This is a genomic window from Winogradskyella sp. SM1960 (genome assembly GCF_020179375.1).
In the GTDB taxonomy this organism is placed as follows: Bacteria; Bacteroidota; Bacteroidia; order Flavobacteriales; family Flavobacteriaceae; genus Winogradskyella; species Winogradskyella marina.
On the sequence record NZ_JAICBG010000002.1, the window covers coordinates 482,555 to 508,493 of the forward strand.

23 protein-coding genes are annotated in these 25,939 nt (G+C 34.1%); 16 read left to right on the plus strand and 7 right to left on the minus strand.

Annotated elements, in window-relative coordinates:
• The first annotated feature begins 6 nt into the window (after nt 1-6).
• The 6 genes from K1X16_RS08020 (at nt 7) to K1X16_RS08045 (ending at nt 7,424) form a co-directional block, all read left to right on the plus strand.
• Complete coding sequence (locus tag K1X16_RS08020) at nt 7-900, plus strand: cupin-like domain-containing protein (protein WP_225035704.1); 894 nt, start codon at nt 7-9, stop codon at nt 898-900.
• A gap of 71 nt (nt 901-971) precedes the next feature.
• Nucleotides 972-4,949, plus strand: coding sequence for a non-ribosomal peptide synthetase (locus K1X16_RS08025; RefSeq protein WP_225035705.1), 3,978 nt, complete (start codon nt 972-974; stop codon nt 4,947-4,949).
• Nucleotides 4,942-5,727 carry a 4'-phosphopantetheinyl transferase family protein gene (locus tag K1X16_RS08030; RefSeq protein ID WP_225035706.1) on the plus strand — a complete coding sequence of 262 codons (786 nt, stop codon included), beginning with the start codon at nt 4,942-4,944 and terminating at the stop codon, nt 5,725-5,727. Before K1X16_RS08025 ends, K1X16_RS08030 begins: the two co-directional genes overlap by 8 nt.
• A 78-nt stretch (nt 5,728-5,805) precedes the next feature.
• Complete coding sequence (locus K1X16_RS08035) at nt 5,806-6,828, plus strand: DUF3365 domain-containing protein (RefSeq protein ID WP_225035707.1); 1,023 nt, start codon at nt 5,806-5,808, stop codon at nt 6,826-6,828.
• Between the two features lie 14 nt (nt 6,829-6,842).
• Nucleotides 6,843-7,136 carry a thioredoxin gene (trxA, locus tag K1X16_RS08040; protein WP_195871745.1) on the plus strand — a complete coding sequence of 98 codons (294 nt, stop codon included), beginning with the start codon at nt 6,843-6,845 and terminating at the stop codon, nt 7,134-7,136.
• 96 nt (nt 7,137-7,232) lie between these two features.
• Nucleotides 7,233-7,424, plus strand: a complete 192-nt coding sequence (locus tag K1X16_RS08045; protein WP_225035708.1) for a hypothetical protein — start codon at nt 7,233-7,235, stop codon at nt 7,422-7,424.
• 252 nt (nt 7,425-7,676) lie between these two features.
• Here K1X16_RS08045 and K1X16_RS08050 read toward each other — a convergent pair whose 3' ends face one another.
• The 5 genes from K1X16_RS08050 to K1X16_RS08070 all read right to left on the minus strand — a co-directional run bounded on the left by K1X16_RS08050 (nt 7,677) and on the right by K1X16_RS08070 (nt 11,316).
• Complete coding sequence (locus tag K1X16_RS08050; protein ID WP_225035709.1) at nt 7,677-8,294, minus strand: TlpA family protein disulfide reductase; 618 nt, start codon at nt 8,292-8,294, stop codon at nt 7,677-7,679.
• 11 nt (nt 8,295-8,305) lie between these two features.
• Entirely contained in the window at nt 8,306-9,967 is a 1,662-nt protein-coding gene (locus tag K1X16_RS08055) for a bifunctional metallophosphatase/5'-nucleotidase (RefSeq protein WP_225035710.1), read from the minus strand.
• Between the two features lie 55 nt (nt 9,968-10,022).
• Nucleotides 10,023-10,445, minus strand: coding sequence for a sulfur reduction protein DsrE (locus K1X16_RS08060; protein ID WP_225035711.1), 423 nt, complete (start codon nt 10,443-10,445; stop codon nt 10,023-10,025).
• Between the two features lie 2 nt (nt 10,446-10,447).
• Nucleotides 10,448-10,852 (minus strand): DoxX family protein, encoded by a 405-nt coding sequence (locus K1X16_RS08065; RefSeq protein ID WP_225035712.1) that lies wholly within the window; start codon nt 10,850-10,852, stop codon nt 10,448-10,450.
• 101 nt (nt 10,853-10,953) lie between these two features.
• On the minus strand, nt 10,954-11,316 hold the full coding sequence (locus K1X16_RS08070; protein ID WP_225035713.1) for a hypothetical protein: 363 nt from the start codon (nt 11,314-11,316) through the stop codon (nt 10,954-10,956).
• A gap of 255 nt (nt 11,317-11,571) precedes the next feature.
• Here K1X16_RS08070 and K1X16_RS08075 point away from each other — a divergent pair, with 255 nt between their 5' ends.
• The 4 genes from K1X16_RS08075 to K1X16_RS08090 all read left to right on the plus strand — a co-directional run bounded on the left by K1X16_RS08075 (nt 11,572) and on the right by K1X16_RS08090 (nt 15,797).
• Nucleotides 11,572-12,903 (plus strand): cytochrome ubiquinol oxidase subunit I, encoded by a 1,332-nt coding sequence (locus K1X16_RS08075; protein WP_225035714.1) that lies wholly within the window; start codon nt 11,572-11,574, stop codon nt 12,901-12,903.
• Between the two features lie 2 nt (nt 12,904-12,905).
• A complete protein-coding gene (cydB, locus tag K1X16_RS08080; protein ID WP_225035715.1) occupies nt 12,906-13,979 on the plus strand; it encodes a cytochrome d ubiquinol oxidase subunit II in 1,074 nt (357 codons plus the stop codon).
• Between the two features lie 15 nt (nt 13,980-13,994).
• Nucleotides 13,995-14,291 (plus strand): hypothetical protein, encoded by a 297-nt coding sequence (locus K1X16_RS08085; protein WP_195871756.1) that lies wholly within the window; start codon nt 13,995-13,997, stop codon nt 14,289-14,291.
• A gap of 183 nt (nt 14,292-14,474) precedes the next feature.
• Nucleotides 14,475-15,797: a vanadium-dependent haloperoxidase gene (locus tag K1X16_RS08090; protein WP_225035716.1), complete on the plus strand. Its 1,323-nt coding sequence runs from the start codon at nt 14,475-14,477 to the stop codon at nt 15,795-15,797.
• Between the two features lie 299 nt (nt 15,798-16,096).
• Here K1X16_RS08090 and pncA read toward each other — a convergent pair whose 3' ends face one another.
• Nucleotides 16,097-16,702: a bifunctional nicotinamidase/pyrazinamidase gene (gene pncA, locus K1X16_RS08095; protein ID WP_225035717.1), complete on the minus strand. Its 606-nt coding sequence runs from the start codon at nt 16,700-16,702 to the stop codon at nt 16,097-16,099.
• 38 nt (nt 16,703-16,740) lie between these two features.
• On the minus strand, nt 16,741-18,138 hold the full coding sequence (locus K1X16_RS08100) for a nicotinate phosphoribosyltransferase (RefSeq protein ID WP_225035718.1): 1,398 nt from the start codon (nt 18,136-18,138) through the stop codon (nt 16,741-16,743).
• Between the two features lie 473 nt (nt 18,139-18,611).
• Between K1X16_RS08100 and K1X16_RS08105 the strand changes: the two genes are divergently transcribed.
• From K1X16_RS08105 to K1X16_RS08130, 6 genes are all read left to right on the plus strand, one after another.
• On the plus strand, nt 18,612-19,922 hold the full coding sequence (locus K1X16_RS08105; protein WP_225035719.1) for a TolC family protein: 1,311 nt from the start codon (nt 18,612-18,614) through the stop codon (nt 19,920-19,922).
• An 80-nt stretch (nt 19,923-20,002) separates the two neighbouring features.
• Nucleotides 20,003-21,082 carry an efflux RND transporter periplasmic adaptor subunit gene (locus tag K1X16_RS08110; RefSeq protein ID WP_225035720.1) on the plus strand — a complete coding sequence of 360 codons (1,080 nt, stop codon included), beginning with the start codon at nt 20,003-20,005 and terminating at the stop codon, nt 21,080-21,082.
• 284 nt (nt 21,083-21,366) lie between these two features.
• A complete protein-coding gene (locus K1X16_RS08115; protein WP_225035721.1) occupies nt 21,367-24,561 on the plus strand; it encodes an efflux RND transporter permease subunit in 3,195 nt (1,064 codons plus the stop codon).
• Between the two features lie 189 nt (nt 24,562-24,750).
• The gene (locus tag K1X16_RS08120; protein WP_225035722.1) at nt 24,751-25,056 is read left to right on the plus strand and encodes a hypothetical protein; all 306 of its coding nucleotides are present in this window, start codon (nt 24,751-24,753) and stop codon (nt 25,054-25,056) included.
• 123 nt (nt 25,057-25,179) lie between these two features.
• Nucleotides 25,180-25,389, plus strand: a complete 210-nt coding sequence (locus tag K1X16_RS08125) for a DUF2892 domain-containing protein (RefSeq protein ID WP_225035723.1) — start codon at nt 25,180-25,182, stop codon at nt 25,387-25,389.
• A 165-nt stretch (nt 25,390-25,554) separates the two neighbouring features.
• On the plus strand, nt 25,555-25,917 hold the full coding sequence (locus K1X16_RS08130) for a DUF4870 domain-containing protein (protein WP_225035724.1): 363 nt from the start codon (nt 25,555-25,557) through the stop codon (nt 25,915-25,917).
• Nucleotides 25,918-25,939 lie beyond the last annotated feature (22 nt).

The window sequence follows — 25,939 nt, forward strand, 5'->3', positions numbered from 1 at the left end:
TGTCTTATGGCGACAAAAATTATTGAATTAGTTAACAATGGAACGTTCTCTGTAGAGAAAAAATATGGTATGACCTATGATGAGTTTGCCAAGGATCATTTATTTGCAGGTGTTCCGGTAGTTATAGGCGATGCCTGTGATGGCTGGGCAGCAAAAGATAAGTTTACTCCAGATTTTTTCAAATCAGAATATGGGAGTCGAAAGGTCAAAGTCCAAGACCAAGAGTATCGACTAGACGAATTTATAGAACTTATGGAGCGGTCTACTATTGATAATCCAGCGCCTTATCCTTGCAAACTTCAAATAGATAGAGAGTACCCTGAATTACTGCCGGATATATCACCAAGATTTAAATTTGCAATGCCAGATTGGAGTCATAATACGCTTATAAAACCATTTACAGCAGGAGCAGACACCTATGAAATTTTCCTTGGTAGTCCTGGAGGACAATTCCCTTATGTGCATTATGATTATATGGGGTTACATGCTTTTATTACTCAATTATATGGGAATAAAGAATTTACAGTAATTCCACCAGATCAAACACCATATGTTTATCCTAAGGAAAATAATACTTGGGTTTCGGAGGTTCCAGATATTAAGAACGTCGATTTAGAAAAATATCCACTTTGTGCTAATATCACTCCAGTGACCTTTACTGTAGGCCCCGGAGAAACATTATTTATTCCTAATGGTTGGTGGCATACTGCACATTCGTTAACAATAACCCTTTCTGTTGCACAGGATTCATTGAATGCATCAAATTGGAAACGATTTAAAAATGAAGCCAATACAGCAGTTGCTAAAAGGAGTTCGATAATTGCTAAAATGTCAAATATTTATCTTTCTGTAGTAGGGAGTATTTTAGGAGCGAATAAATCGAAATATAAGAACTCTTAAAAAACATTACAAAGTAAGATACCTGTAAAATTTAATAGATAGCGAGCGCCTTAATTTTCAAATTTACATTGATGAACCAATCTACATTATTGAATACAACCAATCATTTTGATCCTTTCGCAGGGCCAGAGTTGGAAAAAGTAAATTATACAACTCCATCGCAAGCAGAAATATGGATTGCTTGTAAGTTGGGAGGAAGTGGTGCTAATAGTGCATATAACGAATCAGTTTCTCTAATTTTAGATGGAGAATTAAATAAAGAAGCTATAGAATATGCAATAAAGAAATTGGTTCAGCGTCATGAATCATTTCGTGCTGTTTTTAGTACTGATGGGCGTTTTATGAGTATTTTTAAAGATGTTCCAATGCTTATTAATTATGAGGATATTTCAGCTCTTACGGATTCTAAAAAAGATGAAAAAATAGCAGATTACTTACTAAAAGACGCTAATGTGTCATTTGATTTGGTAAAAGGACCATTACTAAAAGTTGGTTTAATCAAAATTAGTGAATTGAAGCACCAGTTGATTATCACCGCTCACCATATTATATGTGATGGTTGGTCAATGGGTATCATGTTGCAGGATCTAGGAGGTCTCTATTCTGCGCGTGTAGAAAATAAATTGGCATCTTTACCATCACCAGAAAGCTTTGTGACATTCGCAGATGATCAACAGAAATTTTTAAAAAGTGAAGCGTATAAAACAACCGAAAATTTTTGGTTAAAACATTATGAGTCGTCTATTCCTCAATTAGATTTACCTACTGATTTTCCAAGGCCTCAATTAAGAACATTTAAAAGTGAACGTCTTGATTTTCCTATTGATAATGACTTATTAGATGCTTTAAAAAAAACAGGTTTAAAAGCGGGATCTAGCTTTGTTAGTACGCTAATGGTAGCTTTTGAAGTTCTGTTATTTAAGTTAACAGGTAGTAGTGATTTAGTTGTCGGACTACCTTCTGCAGGGCAATCGGCAAGTGGCAAGTCTCATTTAGTAGGGCATTGTGTTAATTTGTTGCCTTTACGTAGTAAAATTAATACAAATAATAGCTTTGTTGAGTATTTAAAAGTCCGGAAATCAGAGTTTTTCGACGCCTATGATCATCAACAATTAAGTTTTGGCCAATTACTACAAAAGCTTCCTATTACAAGAGATCCTTCAAGAATACCTCTTGTTCCTGTCGTTTTTAATATCGACTTAGGAATGTCAGATGATGTGTTTTTTACGGACTTAACATATAAACTCAAAAGTAATCCTAGGGCATACGAAACTTTTGAAATTTTTTTAAATGCTACCGGATCGGAAGATGAATTCATTTTGGAGTGGTCCTATAACTCAAATCTCTTTAAGCCTGAAACTATTCAGCAAATGATGATTTCTTTTGAAGAGATTATTCAAACGATAGTAGCTAATCCACAAGTTAAAATAGGTGACATTGTAAAAATAGACGATTCAGATTATAACAATTTAAATAATACTAGTGCGACTTACCCTCAATTGCCTTTATATGAGCTGATTTCACAACAAGCAAAAACGTCTCCTTTAAATACGGCACTCAAATTTGGTGATGCAGAATTGTCTTATGAAAATTTAGACAAGCAGATTCATCAATTAGCACATCGTTTAAAAGAAGAAGGTATAAATCCAGGTGATGTAGTGGCTGTGGCTTTACCACGATCAATAGAACTTGTGGTGAGCTTACTTGCTGTGATGCAGTGTGGTGCTGCTTATTTACCTTTGGATCCGAGTTATCCTCAGCAGCGATTAGATTTTATGATCGAAGATTCAAAAGCTGAAGCATTAATTTCATCTAAAGAATTCACGATATCTTCAGAGTCAATCCCTAAGATGCTAATATTGGAAGTTCTATTTTTAGACTTATCAAAATATCCTTTATCTCCATTGAATATTTCAATAGATTTAGACGATATGGTCTATTTGCTTTATACGTCAGGCTCAACAGGTAAACCAAAAGGTGTTCAAGTAACGCACAAAAATCTGGTTAATTTTTTATACGGTATGTTAAAAGAGCCAGGTATAAAAGAAACAGATAGATTTTTGTCTATAACAACGATTTCTTTTGATATTGCTGGACTTGAGTTATTCTTGCCATTATTAAAAGGCGCAACCTTGATTGTTGCAAGTGATGAGGTCGCAAAAGATCCGCGTTTAATGTTAGATGTTCTTAAAGAAGAACGTATAACAATGTTGCAAGCAACACCAACAACTTGGCAAATGTTGATTGATGCAGGTTGGCAAAATCGCTTACCACTAAAAGCACTTTGTGGAGGTGAGGCACTACCACTGAGCTTAGCAACTAAATTATTAAAAAGAGTTGATGAGGTTTGGAATATGTATGGCCCTACCGAAACGACTATATGGTCTGCTGTTAAACAAATTATGCCAGAGGATGAGTTAATAACTATTGGACATCCTATCGCAAATACGCAATTATACATACTTGATGAAAACGGTGCATTAGTGGTACCTGGTAAGATTGGAGAATTGTGCATAGCCGGAGATGGTGTCGCAAAGGGATATTGGAAGCGTCCGGACTTAACAGCGGAAAAATTTATAAAAAGTACCTTTAATAAAGACGAAAACGCATGTGTTTATAGAACAGGTGATTTGGGTAAACTGTTGCCTACAGGAGAAGTTCAATGTTTAGGTCGAATTGATCAACAAGTTAAAATTCGTGGTCACCGTATAGAGCTAGGAGAAATAGAAGAGGCTATAAATACAATAGATGGGATAGAATCTTCTGTAGTATTAATAGATAAAGATCGTTTAAAAGCATTTGTCATTTCAAATAATTTAGAAAATTCATCTCAGGTCTTAGAAAAAAATTGGAAAACATATTTAAAAGAGAGACTTCCTCTATATATGGTACCTCACGAAATGATTACTTTAGATAAATTTCCTACGACTTTAAATGGGAAAATAGATCGTAAAAGTCTGACCACTTCAGCATCAAAAAATTCGCAAAAATCAACTTTAACTTTTGCTCAAAGTGATTCAGAACAGCTTGTTGCCAAAATTTGGCAAGAATCTCTTAGAATTGATAAAATTGATGTTGACAGCAACTTTTTTGAGTTGGGAGGTCATTCTCTCATCGCAGTCAAAGTTATGACTCGGTTAGAAAAAGAGACAGGAAATAGGTTACCACTTGCTGCGTTATTGGAGCAACCAACAATTAAGAAATTGGCAGCCTATTTGGACAAGAAATACATTACATGGGATTCGTTAGTACCTTTAAAAACTAATGGTCATAAAATGCCAATATTTATTGTTCACGGAGCGAATCATAATGTGTTGGTTTTTAAAAATTTGTCAGAAATACTAGGTGATAAACATCCTGTTTATGCCTTACAAGCAAAAGGTCTTAGTGGTGATATTGAACCTCATGATTCTGTAGAAGCAATGGCATCTCATTATATATCAGAAATTAAGTCTGTAAATCCTGATGGGCCTTATGCGTTAGGTGGATTTTCGTTTGGAGGTATTGTGGCTTTTGAAATGGCAAAACAATTAAAGGCAGAAGGTAAAGAAGTGAAAAATGTTGCTCTCTTTGATAGTTATGCATATCCTCATTATTCATATTCAAACCCTGTGGCGAAACGGACAATTGCACGTCTTTATGATATGGGGCAACTATTTTTCATGCTGTTCAACATGTTTAGTAGTGTTAAGAATTTTAAACGTAGGGTTGAATTACTTAAAATAAGTTTTTCAGGATTGTTTTTAAGACTTAAACATGGAAAAGAAAAACAATACCAATTACAATTTAATCGCACCTCTAAGATTGACGAGATGCACGGCGTGGCCTTTAGAAGTTATAACTTAATTCCACAGGACATACAAGTAGATTTGTTTAGATCCACTGAAGATATCTATTTCGCTCACGATTATAAGAATTTGGGTTGGGGAAAAATTGCGAGAGGAGGCATTCGAAAGCATATGATTCCTGGAAATCATTCAGAAATGTTTTTGCCACCTGCAGTTGATGAGGTGAGTAAACTATTAGAAAGCGTGTTAGGTGATGGATAGTGATAATTTTGAATGTAACATTTTTAGTAAAACTTCTGAAATTGTTGATTGTAATATAGACGAAGAAAATAATACCGATTCAGATATTAAATTATTCAAAATTGAATTACCTAAGTACTATGGAATTGTCGATGTTTTACTAAAAAGATTAACGAGTTCTGAGATTCAAAGAGCAGAAAGATATCGACTTGTTAAAGACAAAAATAGATTTGTCATTTGCCGTAGTATCTTAAAATTTGTATTGGCTAAGGAAAAACAAATACATATTTCAGAAGTTCAATTCGAAAAGAATAGCAAACATAAACCTTATCTTAAAGCTGATAAGACGATGTTCTTTAACGTATCTCACGCTGGTGATTATGCTATTATTGCAATTGGAAAATGCGACTTAGGTGTTGATATTGAATACATCAGTCCTGATTTTAATTATATGGATATTCTTCCATCTGTTTTTAGTGATGAAGAAATAAGTTTCTTACAAGATTCTAAATTTGAAAGACAAATTTTTTACAAATTCTGGACAAGAAAAGAAGCCATTGTAAAAGCCATAGGAAAAGGCATTGATGACGATTTTTTAAAAATACCTGTGCTAGATGGCGCTCATACGGTGCCATCGCGATTAGTAAACGACTTCAAAAAAATAAATGTATTTAGCTTCAACTTAAATGCTAATTATGTTGGTGCTTTAGCTTTTAAAGGTGATAAAGTTGATTTTAAAAAATTAAGTTTTCAACCTTTGCCCAACACAGAAGCGTTAGAGTCGATGTTAAAATTATAATTTCAAAACTAGAGTATTGTAACATTAGTTACGCTATCTGTTATTAATCCTTTGTATTTTTATTTAAATTTTATTGAAATGAAAAATATCATAGGGCTACTCGTTTTGACAGCGTTTTTAATGAGTTGCAATTCTGTAAAAAAAGAAAATGACCTTTACAGTAAAGCGAATAAGGAAACCGTTTCTAAAGACCATCCAGGGAAAAAATTAATGGAGACTAATTGCTACCTATGTCATAGTGCAACTGCTAGTCATGATGATAGAATAGGGCCACCAATGATAGCCATTAAGCGACATTATATAAATAGTGAAACTACCAAAGCAGAATTTACAGAGGCCATGCAAGCTTGGATTAAAAACCCAAATGAAGAAGATGCAAAAATGCCTGGAGCAGTACGTCAATATGGTGTGATGCCTAAACAATATTTTCCAGAAGAAACCATTGCGCAAATTTCTGAGTATATGTTTGATTTTGAAATAGATCAACCAGAATGGTTTGAAAATCATTATAATGAAGAAAGAGGAAAAGGAAAAGGAAAAGGAAAAGGAATGGGCAATGGTAATGGCCAAGGGAAAGGCAAAAACCAACAACAAGCTCAAACAAATTTTGAAGACTTACCTTATGGAGAGCGAGGTTTAAAATATGCCTTAACAACAAAAGCGGTTTTAGGAAAAAACTTAATGGGAACTATTCAGAAAAAAGGAACTTTGGAAGCTTTAGATTTTTGTAATGTACAAGCTTATCCATTAACCGATAGTATGGCTGTGGTGCATAACGCGACTATTAAACGTGTAACCGATAAACCAAGAAACCCAAATAATAAAGCTAATACAGAAGAATTAGAATATATAAACAACTTTAAGCAAGTTATCGCAAACAGCGAAGAATCTAAACCGCTAGTAAAAGAAATGGATGATAAAGTGAAAGTATATTATCCAATTACGACTAATAATATGTGTCTACAATGTCACGGAAAACTTAATAAAACAATAGAAGCTTCAACTTTAGCAAGAATTAAGAATTTATATCCAATGGATAAAGCTATTGGTTATGATATTAATGAAGTTAGAGGCATTTGGAGTGTTACTTTTGATAAATAAAATTCAAGTCAGGTATGAGCAAATTTTCAGAAATAATAAATCAAGATCAACCCGTTTTAGTCGATTTTTTTGCGGATTGGTGTGGTCCTTGTAAAATGTTGAGTCCAATTTTAAAAGACGTAAAAGCAGATCTAGGAGATGGCATAACAATTATTAAAATTGATGTCGATAAGAATCAAACTTTAGCATCAAAATATCAGGTTAGAGGTGTGCCAACCATGTTGTTATTTAAAAACGGAAAACAAGTTTGGAGACAGTCTGGTGTCCTTCAAAAAAATGATATTATAAATGTGATTAATTCACATTAATTGAATGTTTGAGAATTCAGTGTATTTAATGATAATTATCATATTCCATTTTAAAATCTTAATGTAATTTTAAAGTGTTGAATTAAATAGATAGCTATGGTTAAAACAGTATTTATGTTAGTTAATAATTGGAATAATGGTGTTGTAATGATCGCAATTTTTGCAGTAGTATGTCTAGCTTTAGTTGGAGTAGTCGTTAATATGATGATGAGTGGGAAATCTAAAGAAGCTTCTGATACTGTAGATGTATTAAACGACACACATGACGATGTGCACGCTGATAATTGAGCATATTAATTAAAATCTCAAAATAAATTTAAGAGGGTAGCGTATGTTAAGCTCCCCTCTTTTTTTATACTTTAACTTAAACTGAAAAGCTATTGGAAAATTATTATCTGTAGTTATTTACCTGCCGAAGTTGAATTTCACAAAGGAGAAGCTGACTTCATACGATTTGTAGGTAAAAAGTCTGAATGTCATTATAGTGATAAAAAAACCACATTGAACAATAATCTCAATGTGGTTATTTTGTTTAGAGCTTTACTTCAAACTGTTTAGAAATTCCTTAAATTTTGAAGTGTTATAATCTGCCATACCTTTATGTGTTAAGGCTAAATTTCCTTTAGCGTCTATAACAAAGGTGGTTGGTAATGCTGTGGATTCAAACATTTCAGGAAGGTTACTTGCAAGTTTATAAGTTGGAAAGTCATAACCTTTTCGTTTATTAAAGGCTTTTGCTTTTTTAAAATCTTTGTCAAAGGACAGCATTACAAAAGCGACATCATCCCCCATTTCGTTATGTAACTTATTAATACTTGGCATTTCTGCAACACAAGGCGGACACCAAGTAGCCCAGAAATTCATGAAGATGACTTTGCCTTTTAAATCTTCAAGTGAAACTATATTTCCCTCAAAATCCATAAGTTTTAAGTTGAAATCTGCCTTTTTAGAGTTTGCCGTATGGCTTTCATCTTTATTATGATGTGCTTTCGCTATTTCTTCAACATCAGGATTCATTAAACCCGTTTCTAAGAGTCCACGTTGCGCAAAGCCAATAACTTCGGTATGTAAACCTGTAAAGTAAAGTCCAGCGAGAACGGCAATGAAAATCCCGTTCTTAATCCACGATTTCTTTATATTCTTTTTTTCTTTAGTCATAATTTTAATTTTTAATGAAACTCATAATCGGTTTGTGGCACTGTAGAAAAAGAATATTCACCAAGATATTCACAATAGGCTCTACCTTCTAATGTAGGCGAAACCGGCGAATGCTTCTTGAGATACTCTTCAACAGCTTCATGAATCGTGTAATCTTTGACTTCCACATCTTTAACATTCGCCATTCTACACAAATTATCAATTGGGTCACCAGGACGTACACACGCTGAAATAGTATAATACTCATCATCTTGCATTGGTTCCCCTTTTACAGTAATTGAAGAAATACGTTCACCTTTGTCATTTTGACTATTAAAATCGACTTCCATACCAGAAAAACGGACTAGCCAACCACCAAAACGTTCGGTTGGGTTTTGAGAAAAGGCGTTATGCATTTCTTTTTCTAACCAGTCTTTTATTTGTTTACCAGTCGCTTTTCCTGTTTTTACAGGTTCGTTTACCGGTAATAAATTCCAAAGATTTGCTCTAGTAATTGGTGCAGGTCTTCCATCTGCAGGTACTATTGGATTTCCAAATCGGAACCCATTGGAAATTGAAATATCTGCACCTGTTTTCCAACGTGCAGCATCTGTAATCATATTATCCATCGGATTTTCAACTGTTAGATATCTGTAAATAGGTGTGTTTGTATAGCCAATAATCGTTTCTAAGTTATCTTTATAAGGTGCTTTTGCTTGATCTACAAGTGCTTGAATTTTTTCATCTGCAGGATAGATTTCTGGATCCACATCAATCAAATCATAATCATCACCAACCAATTTACCATCGACAAAATGAAGTGTTAACTTCCCAACAAAAGACCCAAATGCACCTGGTTCTGTAACCTTAGCATATGTCCCTTGAATCATCTCACGAACACGCTCGTGAGTATCGTTTCCTAAAACATAATCGGCATGTTCAGCAATGGGATTACTTGCCAATTCAACTTGTTTAAAAATACCAATATGTGTTACTAAGAAAAGCACATCTATGTTTTCGTTGACTTTAATGTCGTCCACCATTTTTTTAAGTTCGGCATCAAGTCCACTAAAACCAATACCTTCACTAAAAATAGGATTTTGTCTTACAGGAACATCTGGATCGTTAATACCGACAAAACCTAAACGAACACCATTAATTTCCTTTATAGAATACGCAGGAAATAATGGGTCTTCACTTTTGTCATCAAACATGTTTTGAACGATGACGTCGGTTTCATAACCTTTCATAATTTCTAGCATCATATCCTTGCCATAAACGACTTCCCAATTGCCAGGAATAATAACATCGTAACCCATATTTTTAATGACGTCTTGCATTACTTTACCTTCAGATAAAGCCGCATAACCACTTCCTTGAATTAAATCACCACCATCTACAATGATGGTTTTATTTGGGTTTGCTTCGCGTTCTCTGTCAAAAAGTGTTTTGATATTAGCAAGTCCACCACGATTTTTAAACTCAATTTTATCGTTTTCCCAAAATAATTCAGGATGTGTATCTAATTGTCCGTGAATATCGGCTGTTTGTAAAATGGTAATGCGTAAGGTGTCACCTTTAGTTGTATTATCATCTGCTATTTGATTCTTTTTTTCCGATTTACAGGAAGCCGTTATGGCTAATATTCCTAAAAGGAAGACTGTTTTAAGTATGTTTTTATTATAATTTTTCATTTGTTTTTGTGTATTGTTTTAGTAAAAAGCCGTTGGCGTGTTATCACTTTTATAATTATAAACTTAGACTTTTATAACCTTGTTTTTGAAGTTGGAAATTGTATAAAATACCGTTTTCAACAATTTTAATCCCTTTAGGAACCGTTGCTCTATCCACTTTAAATTTATTTAACGAAAATCCGCAAGCCACGATAGTAACGCCTGCTTTTTCTGCGTTTTCAATAAAATCACCCATTTTTTCTGTGTCAGTGATATCACCAATAAGTTGACCACAAATAAGAATTTCAAAATTACCAAAGTCGTTTCCTTCTTCAGCTTTTAACGCTTCTGCAGTTAAGATTATGGGTTCAAATTGAGGTACTTTTTTAGTGACTACTATATAATTGTTTTTAGTTGTATCTGTGTTTTGTGCTTGTAGATTGTTGGTGCTTACTAAAGCGACCATTAAAAAAATGGCACTAAGAATATATTTTTTCATGATTATTTTGTTTTTAAAAGGTTATCGGTGTCATTCAGTATAAAAAATAGAAGGCCACCTAAAATTGCGATGTTTTTAAATAATGGTCCAAGTGTGGTTATTTGTCCGACTTGAACGGTTAATGTTATTGGAATTAAAACAGCCGTTAATACTATTGCAGCCCATTTGGTTTTGTAACCTATTAGGAATAGAAAACCTGCTACAATCATTACAATTCCTGAAAGCACAATAAGCCGTTGAGGCTCACCAAAAAAATAGGCAATGCCTTTAAAGCTGGCTTGCTCAATGCGTTTTGCTGTTTTTTCAATATGTAGTAAATGGTTGGTTCCTGCAACGAGAAAAATACCACTAACTAAAATACGTAATAACTGTATAGAACGGCGACTTATTAAAATGTTTGTCGTCATTATTAAAATGTAAAATGGTTTGTTTTGCTGAAGTGTTTCTTCAAGATAGTTTAAATAACTATTGATAAAATTCGAACTTCAAAATTTTAGAGTCATTGAAACTAAACCAATCGAGGAGGAGGGGATACGCTTTCTAAATAGCGATAATTTAATTTTGAAGTAAGGTAGTCGTTAAAAACTGTAATAGGTTTCGAGACATTTGATGTCCACGAAAACAATTCAAATTGAAACTGTGAGGTACAAAAACCACTTAATAGAATTTCTTGTGACGTCATTACATCAGCTTGTAAAATATCTACAGTTTTATTTGCCAGTTTTGGGGCATTTTTCTTTTTGCAAAACGGTTTTACAAACGTAATAGCATTGCCGCCAAACAGCATGTTTAACCCATTGGCATCAATAGCAATAAATTTTGCCAAAAATAGAAATGCTAATAGAGCAGCTATGTAGGTTTTAGTTTTCACGAATTACAAAAATAGGGAAATAGTATACTTTAAATGTAACTTTTGTTACGTAAGAAAATTATATTGGAATTCAGCTGATAACCATAATAAATATTATTAATTTAGATGATGATTTCATTACGCCTAAAGACAAGAATTTGTTGCATAATTAAGCTTTATGAAAAGTGACAAATAGCCTTAGGTTACTAATGTTACAAACAGCTTATTTAATAGTATTAAATTTGCACACATTTAGTATCATAAATTCTTTACAGAATGGAAGACATGATTTTTTACGATAGATTGCAGTTTGCATTTACTATCACATTTCATTACATATTTCCGCAATTAACTATGGGATTATCGCTAATGATCGTCTATTTTAAGTGGAAATTCCTAAGAACACAAATCGAAAAATACAACAATGCGGCAAAATTCTTTATGAAGATTTTTGCTATTAATTTTACCATGGGAGTGGTCACAGGTATTCCAATGGAATTTCAATTTGGTACCAATTGGGCAAAGTTTTCTGAGTTAACAGGAGGTATAATTGGCCAAACCTTAGCCATGGAAGGTATGTTTTCGTTCTTTTTAGAATCTTCATTTTTAGCGCTATTTATTTTTGGTGAAAAATTAATGGGACAAAAACTACACTTCTTAACTGGCTTTTTAGTGTTTTTAGGGTCTTGGGCAAGTGGTTGGTTCATTTTAGCGACCAATGCTTGGATGCAGCATCCTGTAGGCTATGAAATTTTGGAAAACGGAAAATTTGTATTAAATAATTTTTCAGATCTCTTTACTAATCCTTGGCTTTTACCCGCTTTTTTACATAACCAAATGGCGTCTGTTGTTACTTCTGCATTTGTAATGGCAAGTATAGGCGCATTTTATATTTTAAGAGATAAACACTCAGAATATGGAAGGCTATTTTTAAAAACAGGTGTTGTTTTCGGATTAATATCAAGTGTTTTAGTTGCTTTTCCTACTGGAGATTGGAATGCTAAAAACGTTGCAAAATATCAACCAGGAACCTTTGCAGCTATGGAAGGGATTTTTGAAACCGAAGAAGCAGGAGCTGAAATTGTATTGATTGGCCAACCCAATATGGTTGAGAAAAAGTTAGACAATAAGATTGCGGTTCCAAATATATTAAGCTTTTTAACCTATCAAGAGTGGCACAAGCAAATTCCAGGAATGGATCAATTTGATGAAGATGAATTGCCAGATAATATTCCTGCATTGTATTATTCTTATCACATAATGGTTGGTTTAGGAACCATTTTTATTGGTGTCATGGCTTTAGCACTTTTCTTCTTGTGGAGAGGTAAATTGTACAAAATTAAACCGCTTCTTTGGACCATTATGTTCTTAGTTCCGTTTCCTTACATAGCAAATATTACAGGTTGGTACACAGCAGAATTAGGACGACAACCGTATCTAGTTTATGGTCTACTACGAACAAGCGAAGGTGTTTCGCCAACGGTATCTTCTGGTAATACCTTATTTACGTTACTAGGTTTTGTTGGCCTATATATGTTGCTCGGATTATTATTTTTAATTTTAGTTGGTAAAACTATTAATCAAGGTCCAACACCTAAATCACATTAATTATGGAAATATTTTGGTATTCAGCAGTCGGACTAGTTTTAACCATATTTTTTATTTTAGATGGTTATGATTTCGGAGCAGGAATCATTCATTTGTTTTTTGCAAAAGAAGAAATAGACAAAGAAGTCATTACGAAATCGGCAGGTTTATTCTGGGATTCTAATGAAGTTTGGTTGGTTGCAGCAGGTGGTATGCTGTTTATGGCGTTTCCAACATTCTATGCTTCTGTTTTTAGTGGCTTTTATTTACCCTTAATTATTGTGTTATGGTTAATTGTTTTTAGAGCTATTGGATTGGAATTTAGAGGACAATTCAAATATCAAATGTGGAAAGATATTTGGGATAAATCCTTTGGAGTTTCTAGTTTGTTATTAGCCTTGTTTTTTGGAATCGCTTTAGGTAATATTGTCAGAGGTGTCAATTTAGGAAGTGTGGAGAATGGTGTTTCTGCGCATGAAGGTCATTATTTTTTCCTGCCATTATGGGATAGTAGTTTTAGTCCATTATCGGACCATCCAGGAGTGATAGATTGGTTTACTATTATCATAGGATTGATAGCAGTGGTAACTTTAGCAATTCATGGCGCCAATTGGATAATATTAAAAACAAATTCATCTATAAATAATAAACTTAAAGGTGTTATTTTTAAGTTGAATATAGTGCTTGCAGCGCTCACAATAATTTCTTTAATAGTATGGCAATGGGTGAATCCAAATGCTTTAGATAATTTTATTCATAAGCCTTACTTATTAGTATTTCCAATAATTTATTTAGCGGGTTTAATTGGTTTGTTTTTTAGAAAAAAAATTAAAAAAGACGCTCATGCGTTTATGTTATCAACCTTAATAATTGTGGGAGGAATTTCCTCATCATTGGCTTCTTTATTCCCAGTAATTTTACCTTCAATTAATGATGTTCATGAGCATTTAACGATTTACAATACCTCTGCATCAGAATACGGTTTATCTGTTGCATTAACTTGGGGAATTATTGGTTTTATCTTAATTTTTGTCTACATGATTGTTCAAAAGCGATTGATGGGGGGAAAAATTGACGATATGGATTATGGACATTAGTAATACGATATTACAATGACAGGTACATTAATTTCATTAATCAGTATTCTCATAGGAATTGTTTCATCAAACCTATTTGGCTATTTCAAAAAAAATTACACATTTGGATTTAAAGGAAATACGCTTATTGGTGTTTTCGGAAGTATCCTATTTATCAAATTATTTGGACGATTAGGTTTTGATCCATGGCACATTATGAACAATGGCGATTTTGATGGTTTCCGACTATCCATAAATATGCTCGTATCAGCTCTTGGCGGAATCTTAGGACTTGTATTTGCTAAAATGATTTATAAGAAGCTAAATAAATAACATTGTGTTTTTACTCAAATTTGAGATAATAACGAGTACAGTTTATAAGCATATAAGTAAATTAATTTTTAAGGGTAGTAGTGTTTTCTATTTAAAAATAATTCAATTTTAAGTGACGTCTGTATGAGTCTTCAAAGTGAAAGATATTTTTTATTTTCGTGACAATTTCATAAAATTCTAAGAATGTCATATATCGCTTTTAAAAATAAATTTCAACACGTTTTACTGCTGAGTTGTACGTTATGGTTAGCTTGTTCAATGTTTCTTTCTGCCCAGATTGAAAAACAATCATATCAACCGTTTATGTTCACTTTAGAAAGTGATGATTTATCTAAAATGACATCTAATTCTGAGTTAGATATTACAGCTATTCTTGAAGCTCAAAAACAAATAAATGATAGCACGACACTAGAGATAAAGTACTGGAACGCATCGTATCCTTCGTATCGTTGGCATCAGATTATGGTTGAAACAGGTAACAACAGTACTGTTAAAAAAAATGGTGGTCGTATGGCCATATTACATTTAGCCATTTATGATGCTCTTGCTGAAGTATGGAAGCATAAAAAAGAGAAACAGCATGTAGCACCATATCAAGAGCATAAACTCATTAAAAATCTAGGGAAATCTACCGATTATTCCGCATATATCTGTGAATATAGTGCAACAGCAGCAGTGGCTCATCAAATTATCGCGTATTATTTTCCAGACCAAAAAACAATTTTAAATGATAAGTTAGAACAATTTAAAAGAGCACGTTTGCAATCTGGACTGCAATCTGAAAATGATATTGAATTAGGATTATTTATTGGCAACACGATGGCGCAAAAATATATCGATTATGCCAAAACAGATCGCACTGATAAGTTGTGGACTGGTACTGTTCCTAACGACGAAACATTATGGAGTGGCTCGCCAAGTAAAAGTGGAGTAATGAAACGCCAATGGCGACCATTTACTTTACAATCAGTTGATCAATTTCGACCAGGACCTCCACCAACCGATTGGACGGCTGATATGGAAGAACTTTGGGAGTTTTATAAAAACAATAACAGCAGCGACATTGCGTGGAAATGGAAGAGTGAACCTATTTGGGATATGTTATTAGAACGAAAAATTCTAGAGTATAATCTCGATGCTTTTCAAGCAGCTTATACAAGTGCTGTTTTTCATACGGCGCGTTTCGATGCAACCATCGCTGCATGGGATGGTAAATATCATTATTGGGGCATTCGTCCATTTCAATATGATCCTGAGTTTCAACCGATTTTAAAAACGCCTAATTTTCCAGGGTATCCGGCTGGTCATACAACTGTCTCAGGCGCATTGGCAGCTGCGATGTCTTATTTATTTCCAAAGGACAAACAGTCTTTTCAAGATTTGGCTGTAGAATGTTCAGAATCCCGTTTTGAAGGTGGTGTCCATTTTAGAACGGACAATGAAGTTGGTCTCGACGTCGGAGAAGAAGTGGGGCAACATGTTATCAAACGGTTCTTAGGGGAGTAGTATTTTAGGAAACATCACTGTGACAACATTTTTTTGTGGCATATAACTTATAGTATGTTATAGTGGCACAAAAAAAGAAACACCCAAAGAAGAAAAAAATAGTTTCTGAACCTACATCAATTTAAGATGGTCGTATGTCTCTAGATTTAAATTTTATGAAAAAAATCATCAACGCTCTAACATGAGAAGTCATTTGGAAGCTGTGCACGAAATTACACTATTACGTTCACGAGATAATACGATAAAAGTTAATTTATGTAATCATCAGTTTTTTTGTTTTACATATATGGTGTTCTTTATCATATAGATTCAGAGTTTACAATTTTTATACCCTTAGCAATCATTTCGGTTTTAAGTTGTTTTAAATGCTCATTATCTAGGGCTTTAGAAGCGTCTTCAATAAACGAACAGTCAAAACCTTCATTAAAAGCATCAATAATTGAAAAGTAAACACAAATATCAGCAGCTAAACCGCATAAAAATAATTCTGTAGTTCCTTTCTCTTTCAGATATCCTGTTAACCCTGTAGACTTTAAATGGCCATTATCATAAAAAGCGCTGTAACTATCAATGGTTTTATCGGTTCCTTTTCTAAAAATGGCTTCAATTTTTTCCGTGTTTAAATCTGGATGAAATGCAGCGCCTTCTGTACCTTGAACGCAATGATTTGGCCATAAGGTTTGTGCTTTTCCATATAATTCGATGACATCAAAATTAGATTTCCCTTCATGATTAGTGGCAAAACTCACATGATCGATAGGGTGCCAATCTTGTGTGGCGAGGACTAAATCAAATTTATCTTGAATTTTGTTAATTACTGGTACAATGCTATCCCCTTTAGATACAGGAAGTGAACCACCTGGCATAAAATCGTTTTGTACGTCAATAATTAAGAGCGTTTTCATAAATGGTGTTTTTAATTTGAATGATTAAATAATGGGACTTAAAATCTGTTTTTCGTAATTAAAGCATCACGTTCTTCTTTCAGTTTAGAGCTGAGTCCTATTTTATAAATATGTGGATTTTGAAAACGTTTATATTCGTTAGGTAACTGTGCTAATCGCGACTGCGAATAGTCAGCAATTTCAGCCACTGTTCTTACCGGAATGGTTCGTTTACCATCTTTCATCACTTGTTCAAGTAAAGGTTGGTGTTTAAATGCATTTAAGTCTAGACGTTTTGTAATGTCAAACGGGTGTTCCATTTGTGAAACTTTTCCTTCAGAATGTATGGCTATGGCATCAGCACCATAAAACATGCCGTTATCATCTATCATCCGGTAAACTTGTTTTTTAAAAGGCAATGAGGTTTTAATAATATTTTCAGAAAGTTTAATTCTTGGTGTATTATTAAATTCTGATAATTTGTAAACACCATCTAAGGCCGCATCTGGTTTTCCGGTGACTAAATTGGTGCCTACACCATAAATATCAATAGGTGCGCCTTGTTCTTTTAAACTTTTTATAACATATTCATCGAGTTGATTAGACACTACAATTTTCACATAATCTAAGTTAGCATCGTCTAATAGTTGTCTTGTTTTTTTTGATAAGTACGCTAAATCACCACTGTCTAATCGGATGCCTAACAATTTATCACCGCGTTCTTCCATTTCTTTGGCTACCGTAATGGCATGTGGCAATCCAATTTTTAAGGTGTTGTAGGTATCAATTAAAAGCACGCAATTCTCTGGTCGTTTTTTGGCAAAGTCTCTAAAGGCTTGCAATTCGTCTTCATAACTTTGAATAAAGGAGTGGGCCATTGTTCCTGTAGAAGGAATATCGTAATCCTCAGCCGCTTTAACGTTACTAGTACTGTCAAAACCACCAATGGCAGCAGCTCTAGAAGCGTAGTAACCACCTGTGGCATGTGCACGACGTAAGCCCATATCTAGTAAAACAGCATCTTTAGCACTGTAGCGTATTCGGCTAGCTTTAGTCGCAATTAAAGTTTGAAAATTAAGAATATTTAGTAAAAAGGTTTCAATAATTTGAGCTTCAATGATATTGGCTTCAACTTGCAATATTGGCCGATTTGGAAACACCACATCACCTTCTTTACACGAATAAATATGACCATTAAAGCTAAAATGCTCTAAGTAGTCTAAAAAATCACTTTTAAATCCTTTCGATTTTAAATACGTCATATCCGAAGATGAAAACTTTAGGGTTTCAAGGTGTTTTAAAACATCTTCCAAGCCTGCAAAAATAGAATACCCACCTTTATAAGGATTATGTCTAAAATAATAATCAAAAACAGCACGTCCTTTAGGTTTAGTTTCAAAATACACTTGTGCCATAGTGAGTTGATAAAGGTCCGTATAAGCAGCTGTAATATTCATTAAAGTTTGAATTATATGTTGACAAAATTACTGGATTAATCGACACTAATTTTGTTTAGAATGTTTAAAAAAATAACGAGAATAAATTTAAACATTTTTTGCCACTCATTAAAGGACATTATAGGAAACTACAGCTTTTATAGCTGATAAACTTTAAAACAAATTAGATCTGTTTTCGTTAAGTAACATTAGTTACCAAGTCGTAAAATAGATCGTCATATCTTTGTATAGTTGAAGTATCAACATTAGGAAGCGACAAAGCCAATAATGAAGTTAACGTTGGTGTAGTGTTAAAAATTTTGATGTTTCATAGTGATTAAGGGATTAAAATATAGACTGATGTGGTTATCAGTTTTTGGTTGGTTAGTAAAAAGCATTCATTCTTTAAATGAGTGCTTTTTTTTTGTTAGGTAACATTGGTTACCAAGTACAATTTTTGTTCGCTCTATTTTTGTATCAGAAATACTAAATCTATGAAAAGAGTAACGATATTAATCTTGTTTTTAGCTTTGTTTTACAATCTTGAAGTTCAAGGTCAGGAGCAGGTCGCTATCACAAAAAGTGAAGTGCTAACTAGAGTTTCAGAGCATAATACGAGTATTAAAATTTCTGAAGAAGACTTTAAACAGGCTAAAGCAGATTTTAAACAAACCAATGCGGTGTTCTTACCAAATATTACGGCGAGTCATACGGCAATGGCAACTACCAATCCGTTAATGGCCTTTGGTTCTAAATTGAATCAGGAAATTCTAACGCAAAACGATTTTAGTCCAGCCTTATTAAATGATCCATCTCAGATTGAAAATTATGCTACAAAATTCGAAATTCAACAACCATTGATAAATATGGATGGTATGTACCAACGAAAAGCGGCTAAATCTAAAATGGAAGCCATGTCTTTAAAGACAGAGCGTACACAAGATTATTTAGCGTTTGAAGTTGAAAAAGCTTACATGCAATTACAATTAGCCTATAAAGCTGTTGCTGTTTTAGAAACAGCATTGGAGGCGGCAAACGCGAATAAAGAATTAGCAGATAATAGCTTAAAACAAGGCTACTTGCAACGTGCAGACGTGTTAAATGTTGAAGTACGTGTTACGGAAGTTCAAAACCAATTACAATCGGCAAATAGTAATGTGGAAAATGCGTCTAATTACTTATCGTTTCTAATGAGTGATGACACCTATGTGATTTACACACCAGCCGATGAATTAAAATTAGCAGCTGTTGAAATAGAAGACCAAATAATTTCTGAAAATCGTTCAGATATTAAAGCGATGCAATTATCAACAGAGGCTTATGAAGCCATGAATAAGGCAGATAAAATGGCATTTTTACCACGATTAAATGCTTTTGGAAGTTACGAGTTGTATGACGATCAAATTTTTCAAGCGGATGCCAATGGGTATGTCTTTGGAGCGCAATTAAGTTGGGATATTTTTCAAGGCTCTAAACGTTTTGGGAAAGCACAAAAGAGTAAATCTGAATATGAAAAATCAAAGTTAGAATACAAACAATATGTATCGCAAAGCAATTTAGAATTAAACAAAGCCAAACGTGCTTTTATTGATGCTGAAAACAAGCTGAAATTAAACCGTTTAGCCTTAGCGCAATCGGAAGAATCCCTAAGAATTAGAACCAATAGATTTAAAGAAGGTTTAGAAAAAACATCCGATTTATTAATCGCTGAAACCCAATACGCACAGAAACAATTGGAATATTACCAAACCATATTTGAATACAATTACGCTCAGGCTTACTTACAATTTTTAACAAAGGAATAAAACCTCTCGACTGCGCTCGAGGAGACAGAATGTTGTCCGGTCGAGCGCAGTCGAAACCTAATTAATAAACAAATCACAAAATGAAAAAATATATTTACTTACTAACACTTACAGTAACAGCATTTTTTGTAACAAGCTGCGGAAGCGAAGATAAAAAAGCCGTAGAGGATAATACACCAGCAATTGCCGTGAAAACAAGTCAGGTGGAAGAAAATACTAACAGTCCATTTTTGGCGGTTAGCGGAAAAATTCAAGCTTCAAATAGTGCAGATTTAAGTACTAGAATGATGGGCTACGTCAATAAAGTACACGTTAATGTTGGCGATAAAGTGCAAAAAGGCCAATTGTTAGTCTCTATTAATAATGCCGATTTACTAGCCAAACGTGCACAAGTAAATGCAGGAATCACAGAGGCAACGGTAGCTTACAATAATGCACAAAAAGATTATAATCGTTTTAAAAACTTGTTTGCAGAAAACAGTGCGTCACAAAAAGAAATGGATGATATGACGGCTAATTTCAATATGGCAAAAGCACGCTTAGAATCTGCAAATCAGATGAAAAATGAAGTGAATGCCCAATTTACTTACAGTAATATTACCGCACCTTTTAGCGGAACTGTGACAAGTAAAACTATAGAAGCAGGAAATATGGCCAATCCAGGTGTGCCTTTAATTAGTATTGAAACACCAGGACATTTTGAAGTGATGGCTATGGTTCCAGAAACTGAAATTTCTGAAATTAAAAATGGGACCAAGGTTGATGTTTTAGTAAAATCTATTAACCAAACCATCAAAGGAAAAGTGTCTGAAGTAAGTACTTCTGCTAAAAACACAGGAGGTCAATATTTAGTAAAAATTGATTTAGACAAAACAGATGCCAATATCTTGTCTGGTATGTTTACAACAGTTCAATTTCCTGTGGAAAGAAAAGCTAAATCAGAAATGGTTTTAATTCCAACTGAAGCCATTGTAAATAATGGTCAGTTAACTGGTGTTTACACTATAAGTCAAAGTAATACAGCACTATTACGTTGGTTGCGTTTGGGAAGAACCTATGGTGATCAAGTAGAAGTGTTATCGGGTTTAAACGCTGATGAAGCTTACATTGTTTCGGCAGAAGGGAAGCTTTTTAATGGAGCAAAAATAAGTGTGCAGTAGGCAGTATTCAGTATCCTGCAAGGTTTCAAGGTGGCTGAGCGAAGTCGAAGTCAAAACTTTGTAGGTGTAAATAAGAGTAAATCACTTAAGAGTAAGCGCGTTAAGGATAGTAGTGAAAATCCTTTTTTTGCTGCCATAAAAGGCAAAAAAAGATTGTAACGGATAGCCTGACTTTTTGCGATTCAGCAAGGCTTTAAAAACCTTGTAGGTAGGAGCAAAAAGTAACGCCCAAAATAATATAAAATAGAGATTCCCATTTTCGTGGGAATGAAAAAAATAAATCAATGAAAGAAGGTATCGCAGGAAAAATTGCCAAAGTCTTTATGCAATCTAAGTTAACCGTGTTGTTAATGATTGTATTTATGGTGGTTGGTGTATATAGTTCGTTTTTAATTCCGCGTGAGGAAGAGCCACAAATAGACGTACCCATGGCAGATATTTTTGTGGGTTATCCAGGAGCAAGTCCAACGGAAGTGGAGTCGCGCGTGATTAAACCATTAGAGCAATTAATTTCGAATATAAAAGGTGTGGAATACGTGTATTCGACGTCTATGAAAGAGCAAGGTATGGTGATCGTTCAGTTTTATGTGGGCGAAGATATTGAGCGTTCGTTTGTAAAATTATACAACGAAATCAATAAGCACATGGACCAAATGCCAGCTGGTGTAACGTTTCCTTTAGTGAAAACGAGAGCTATTGACGATGTGCCCATGCTAGGATTAACGTTGTGGAGCGAGAATTACGACGACTACCAATTAAGCCAAATGGCGCTAGAGTTGGAAGCTGAAATTAAAAAGGTGAATGATGTCTCTACTACACATAAAATAGGTGGCAGAGATCGTCAGTTACGTGTGGTTTTAGATAAAGATAAATTAGCGGCTAGTGGGTTGGATTTCTTGTCGGTGTCTGAAATGATTAAGGCCAATAACAGCCAGTTAAGTGCAGGAAGTTTTTATAAAAGCGATACGGAATTCCTTGTGAATACGGGAACGTTTTTAGAATCCGTTACAGATGTTGAAAATTTAGTGGTTGGTGTACAGCAAAATCAGCCTATTTATTTGAAGCAAGTCGCTAAAATTATTGATGGCCCAGAAGTACCACAAAATTACGTGAGTTTAGGCTTTGGAGCAGGAAGTGAAAAGGCTTCAGATTATCAGTCAGAATATCCAGCGGTGACCATTTCCATTGCTAAAAGAAAAGGTGCTGATGCCATGAAAATTGCGGAAGTCATTATTGATAAAGTAGACCATTTACGCACGACTTTAATTCCAGATGATGTACACGTAGAAATTACAAGAAACTACGGAGAAACAGCCTCTCATAAAGTATCAGAATTACTGTTACACCTTATCGGTTCTATTGTTGCCGTTACCATAGTTGTGATGTTAGCGATGGGTTGGCGAGGTGGATTGGTGGTGTTTTTATCGGTTCCAATTACGTTTGCCTTAACCTTGTTGAGCTATTATATGATGGATTACACATTAAACCGAATTACATTATTCGCTTTAGTATTTGTAACAGGTATTGTGGTCGATGACTCGATTATTATTGCCGAAAATATGCACAGGCATTTTAAGATGAAACGCTTGCCATTTAAACAAGCGGCTTTATATGCCATTAATGAAGTTGGGAATCCAACCATCCTAGCCACATTTACGGTAATTGCTTCGGTGTTACCAATGGCTTTCGTATCTGGATTAATGGGACCTTATATGGCACCAATGCCAATTGGAGCGTCTATTGCTATGATTTTATCACTTTTTGTAGCCTTAACCATTACACCGTATTTAGGTTATATTTTCTTGAGAGAAAAAGATAAGAAGGGTGTTGAAGAACAACCAGAAAAAGCAATAGAAGATACGCGTATTTATAAGATCTATAATAAGTTTGAGAGACCACTTTTAGAAAATAAAGGCAAACGTTGGTTATTTTTACTAGGTACTTTTGCCGTATTACTTGGCACCTTTGCTTTGTTTTTTACCAATTCGGTGGCTGTAAAAATGTTGCCATTTGATAACAAGAATGAATTTCAAGTGGTGATTGATATGCCTGAAGGCACAACACTAGAACGCACTGGTGTTGTGGCTCAAGAGATTTCACAGTATTTATCTACACGACCAGAAGTGGTTAATTATCAAAACTATGTGGGCACCTCTGCGCCAATAACCTTTAATGGTTTGGTGCGTCATTACGATTTACGTGGTGGAAGCAACATGGCAGATATTCAAGTGAATTTATTAGCTAAAGATGATCGATCATTACAGAGTCATGATATCGCTAAATTACTACGACCAGATATTCAGAAGATTGCTTCAAAGTATAATGCCAATGTTAAGTTAGTAGAAGTCCCACCAGGACCACCTGTATTATCGACTATTGTTGCCGAAGTTTATGGACCGGATTATGATGAGCAAATGAGAGTAGCAAATCATATTCAAAGTATTCTGAAAAATACAGCTGATGTGGTTGATATTGATTGGATGGTTGAAGATGATCAAACGGAATACCAATTTGAAATCAATAAAGAAAAAGCGATGTTGTATGGTGTGGCACCACAGCAAATTGCTTACACCATGAATATGGCATTGTCTAATAGAGCCATCACTAATTTATATGATGAAGATGCTGTAAACCAAGTTGGTTTAGTGTTGACTTTAGATGAAAAGGAAAAATCGACCATTACAGACATTTCACAATTAAAAGTAAAATCGAAACAAGGGAATATGGTTCCTATTGCAGATTTGGTCACTATTAGTGAAACTACAGCTGCAAAAAGTATTTATCGTAAAAACCAAAAACGTGTGGTTTATGTGTTGGCAGATATGGCAGGAGAATTAGAGAGTCCGGCGTATGCGATTTTAGGCATGGAAGAAAAGTTAAAAGACATTCCATTACCAGTAGGCTACGAAATGAATGAAATGTATTTAGGTCAGCCCGAATTTGAAGATGATTACACCGTAAAATGGGATGGCGAATGGCAAATTACATTAGAAGTATTTAGAGATTTAGGTATTGCCTTTTTGGGTGCTATTATCTTAATTTATATCTTAATTGTTGGTTGGTTCCAAAACTTTAAAGCACCAATCGTTATGATGGTGGCGATTCCATTATCCTTAATCGGAATTATTCTCGGCCACTGGCTAATGGGAGCATTCTTTACAGCAACATCATTTATTGGTATGATTGCGTTGGCAGGAATTATGGTGAGAAACTCAGTTTTACTGATTGACTTTATCAACCTAAGAACTGCAGAAGGCGTACCACTCAAGCAAGCAGCTATCGAAGCAGGAGCGGTAAGAACAACCCCAATTTTATTAACAGCAGGAACAGTTGTTATTGGAGCATTCGTCATATTATTTGATCCAATTTTCCAAGGCTTAGCCATTTCGTTGATGGGAGGAACGATTGTGTCAACAGTGTTAACTTTATTGGTTGTGCCATTGGTATATTATATGATAGAGAAGAAGAATTATAAGTAATATGTCTGGTCGAGCGCAGTCGAGACCTTTCAATTAATAAGGAATTTTAAATAGTTCTCGACTGCGCTCGAACGGACAAAAAAACAAAAGTTAGTTATCCTGCAAGGTTTCAAAAACCTTGTAGGTATAAAGTAGATAATAAAACCTACAAGGTTGGCAAAACCTTGCAGGTTGTAAAAAAAAGAAAGTATGAAATTAGTCATAGTCACAGCAGTAGAAGAATTTGAAAAGGCTATTTTAAAACTCTTCAAGAAAGCAAATATTAAAAATTTTAGTAGTTCAGATATTGATGGGCACAAAAATGGGGCATCTGTATTGATGGCTTCAAGTTGGTTTGCTGGTCAAAAATCAGGTAATGAGTCCAGTTTATTTTTCTCATTTACAGAAGATGAGAACATTGATGCGCTATTCGATATTATAAAAGAATTTAATTCAAATATAGAAACTAATAACCCAATAAAAGCGGTTGTTGTTCCTATTGAGAGATTTATTTAAATAAACTCCAGCAAGAAGATACAAGTCTTGCAAGGTTTTAGATACTGAATGGAGTTCAGTACAAGCCTTGTAGGTCTAAATTTTAATTAATAATCAAACCTAACAGGTTAAAAAAGAGAGAACATGTTAAATACATATTTTAGAGTAATAGTGGGTATGATGGTATTATTGAGTGTCGTATTAACCGTTTACGTCAACCCAAATTGGATGTGGTTTACGGTATTTATTGGAGTGAATTTAATTCAGTCTGCATTTACAAAATGGTGTTTATTGGAAACTATTTTAGTAAAATTAGGTGTGAAGAAAGAAGGTGGAAGTTGTTCTTCTTGTTAAATGAAGTTATTCATTTTGTTCAAGTTTGATTTTAATAATTGTCCCCTTGAGGGGACTTTAAAGGTGTTTTATTTAAAATGTTAGGAGTAATGGTTTAAGAGATTTACTTAAAAATCTGTAACATTTTTAATCAGTTGGCGTCCTATTAGTGTAAAATCATTAATCATGGAATCAAATTATCACACGCTTAAACGCACAGACAATCAATTATTAGTCCTTACACACTTATCTCAATTATTAACTTATGTCACCGGTTTTGGAGGTCTTATAACACCTTTAATTATTTGGGCGACACAAAAGGAGCAGGTTGATGGAATGGATGCTCATGGAAAATCTATTGTGAATTTTCAATTAAGTATGCTTATCTATACAATAATCAGTATTCCTTTGATTATAGTTGTTGGTTTGGGTATTGTAACTTTAGTATTAATTGCAATTTTAGCATTTGTTATGCCAATTGTAAACGCTATAAAAGCCAGTAATGGCGAATTACCTTCTTATCCATTGTCTATTAATTTTATTAGTTAGGAATTAAATAATGGAAATAAAA

Bases quoted from the DNA above. Each gene is read 5' to 3' on its own strand.
- K1X16_RS08020 (WP_225035704.1), top strand. From the start codon at position 7: ATGGCGACAAAAATTATTGAATTAGTTAACAATGGAACGTTCTCTGTA.
- K1X16_RS08025 (WP_225035705.1), top strand. From the start codon at position 972: ATGAACCAATCTACATTATTGAATACAACCAATCATTTTGATCCTTTC.
- K1X16_RS08030 (WP_225035706.1), top strand. From the start codon at position 4,942: ATGGATAGTGATAATTTTGAATGTAACATTTTTAGTAAAACTTCTGAA.
- K1X16_RS08035 (WP_225035707.1), top strand. From the start codon at position 5,806: ATGAAAAATATCATAGGGCTACTCGTTTTGACAGCGTTTTTAATGAGT.
- trxA (WP_195871745.1), top strand. From the start codon at position 6,843: ATGAGCAAATTTTCAGAAATAATAAATCAAGATCAACCCGTTTTAGTC.
- K1X16_RS08045 (WP_225035708.1), top strand. From the start codon at position 7,233: ATGGTTAAAACAGTATTTATGTTAGTTAATAATTGGAATAATGGTGTT.
- K1X16_RS08050 (WP_225035709.1), bottom strand. From the start codon at position 8,294: ATGACTAAAGAAAAAAAGAATATAAAGAAATCGTGGATTAAGAACGGG.
- K1X16_RS08055 (WP_225035710.1), bottom strand. From the start codon at position 9,967: ATGAAAAATTATAATAAAAACATACTTAAAACAGTCTTCCTTTTAGGA.
- K1X16_RS08060 (WP_225035711.1), bottom strand. From the start codon at position 10,445: ATGAAAAAATATATTCTTAGTGCCATTTTTTTAATGGTCGCTTTAGTA.
- K1X16_RS08065 (WP_225035712.1), bottom strand. From the start codon at position 10,852: ATGACGACAAACATTTTAATAAGTCGCCGTTCTATACAGTTATTACGT.
- K1X16_RS08075 (WP_225035714.1), top strand. From the start codon at position 11,572: ATGGAAGACATGATTTTTTACGATAGATTGCAGTTTGCATTTACTATC.
- cydB (WP_225035715.1), top strand. From the start codon at position 12,906: ATGGAAATATTTTGGTATTCAGCAGTCGGACTAGTTTTAACCATATTT.
- K1X16_RS08085 (WP_195871756.1), top strand. From the start codon at position 13,995: ATGACAGGTACATTAATTTCATTAATCAGTATTCTCATAGGAATTGTT.
- K1X16_RS08090 (WP_225035716.1), top strand. From the start codon at position 14,475: ATGTCATATATCGCTTTTAAAAATAAATTTCAACACGTTTTACTGCTG.
- pncA (WP_225035717.1), bottom strand. From the start codon at position 16,702: ATGAAAACGCTCTTAATTATTGACGTACAAAACGATTTTATGCCAGGT.
- K1X16_RS08100 (WP_225035718.1), bottom strand. From the start codon at position 18,138: ATGAATATTACAGCTGCTTATACGGACCTTTATCAACTCACTATGGCA.
- K1X16_RS08105 (WP_225035719.1), top strand. From the start codon at position 18,612: ATGAAAAGAGTAACGATATTAATCTTGTTTTTAGCTTTGTTTTACAAT.
- K1X16_RS08110 (WP_225035720.1), top strand. From the start codon at position 20,003: ATGAAAAAATATATTTACTTACTAACACTTACAGTAACAGCATTTTTT.
- K1X16_RS08115 (WP_225035721.1), top strand. From the start codon at position 21,367: ATGAAAGAAGGTATCGCAGGAAAAATTGCCAAAGTCTTTATGCAATCT.
- K1X16_RS08120 (WP_225035722.1), top strand. From the start codon at position 24,751: ATGAAATTAGTCATAGTCACAGCAGTAGAAGAATTTGAAAAGGCTATT.
- K1X16_RS08125 (WP_225035723.1), top strand. From the start codon at position 25,180: ATGTTAAATACATATTTTAGAGTAATAGTGGGTATGATGGTATTATTG.
- K1X16_RS08130 (WP_225035724.1), top strand. From the start codon at position 25,555: ATGGAATCAAATTATCACACGCTTAAACGCACAGACAATCAATTATTA.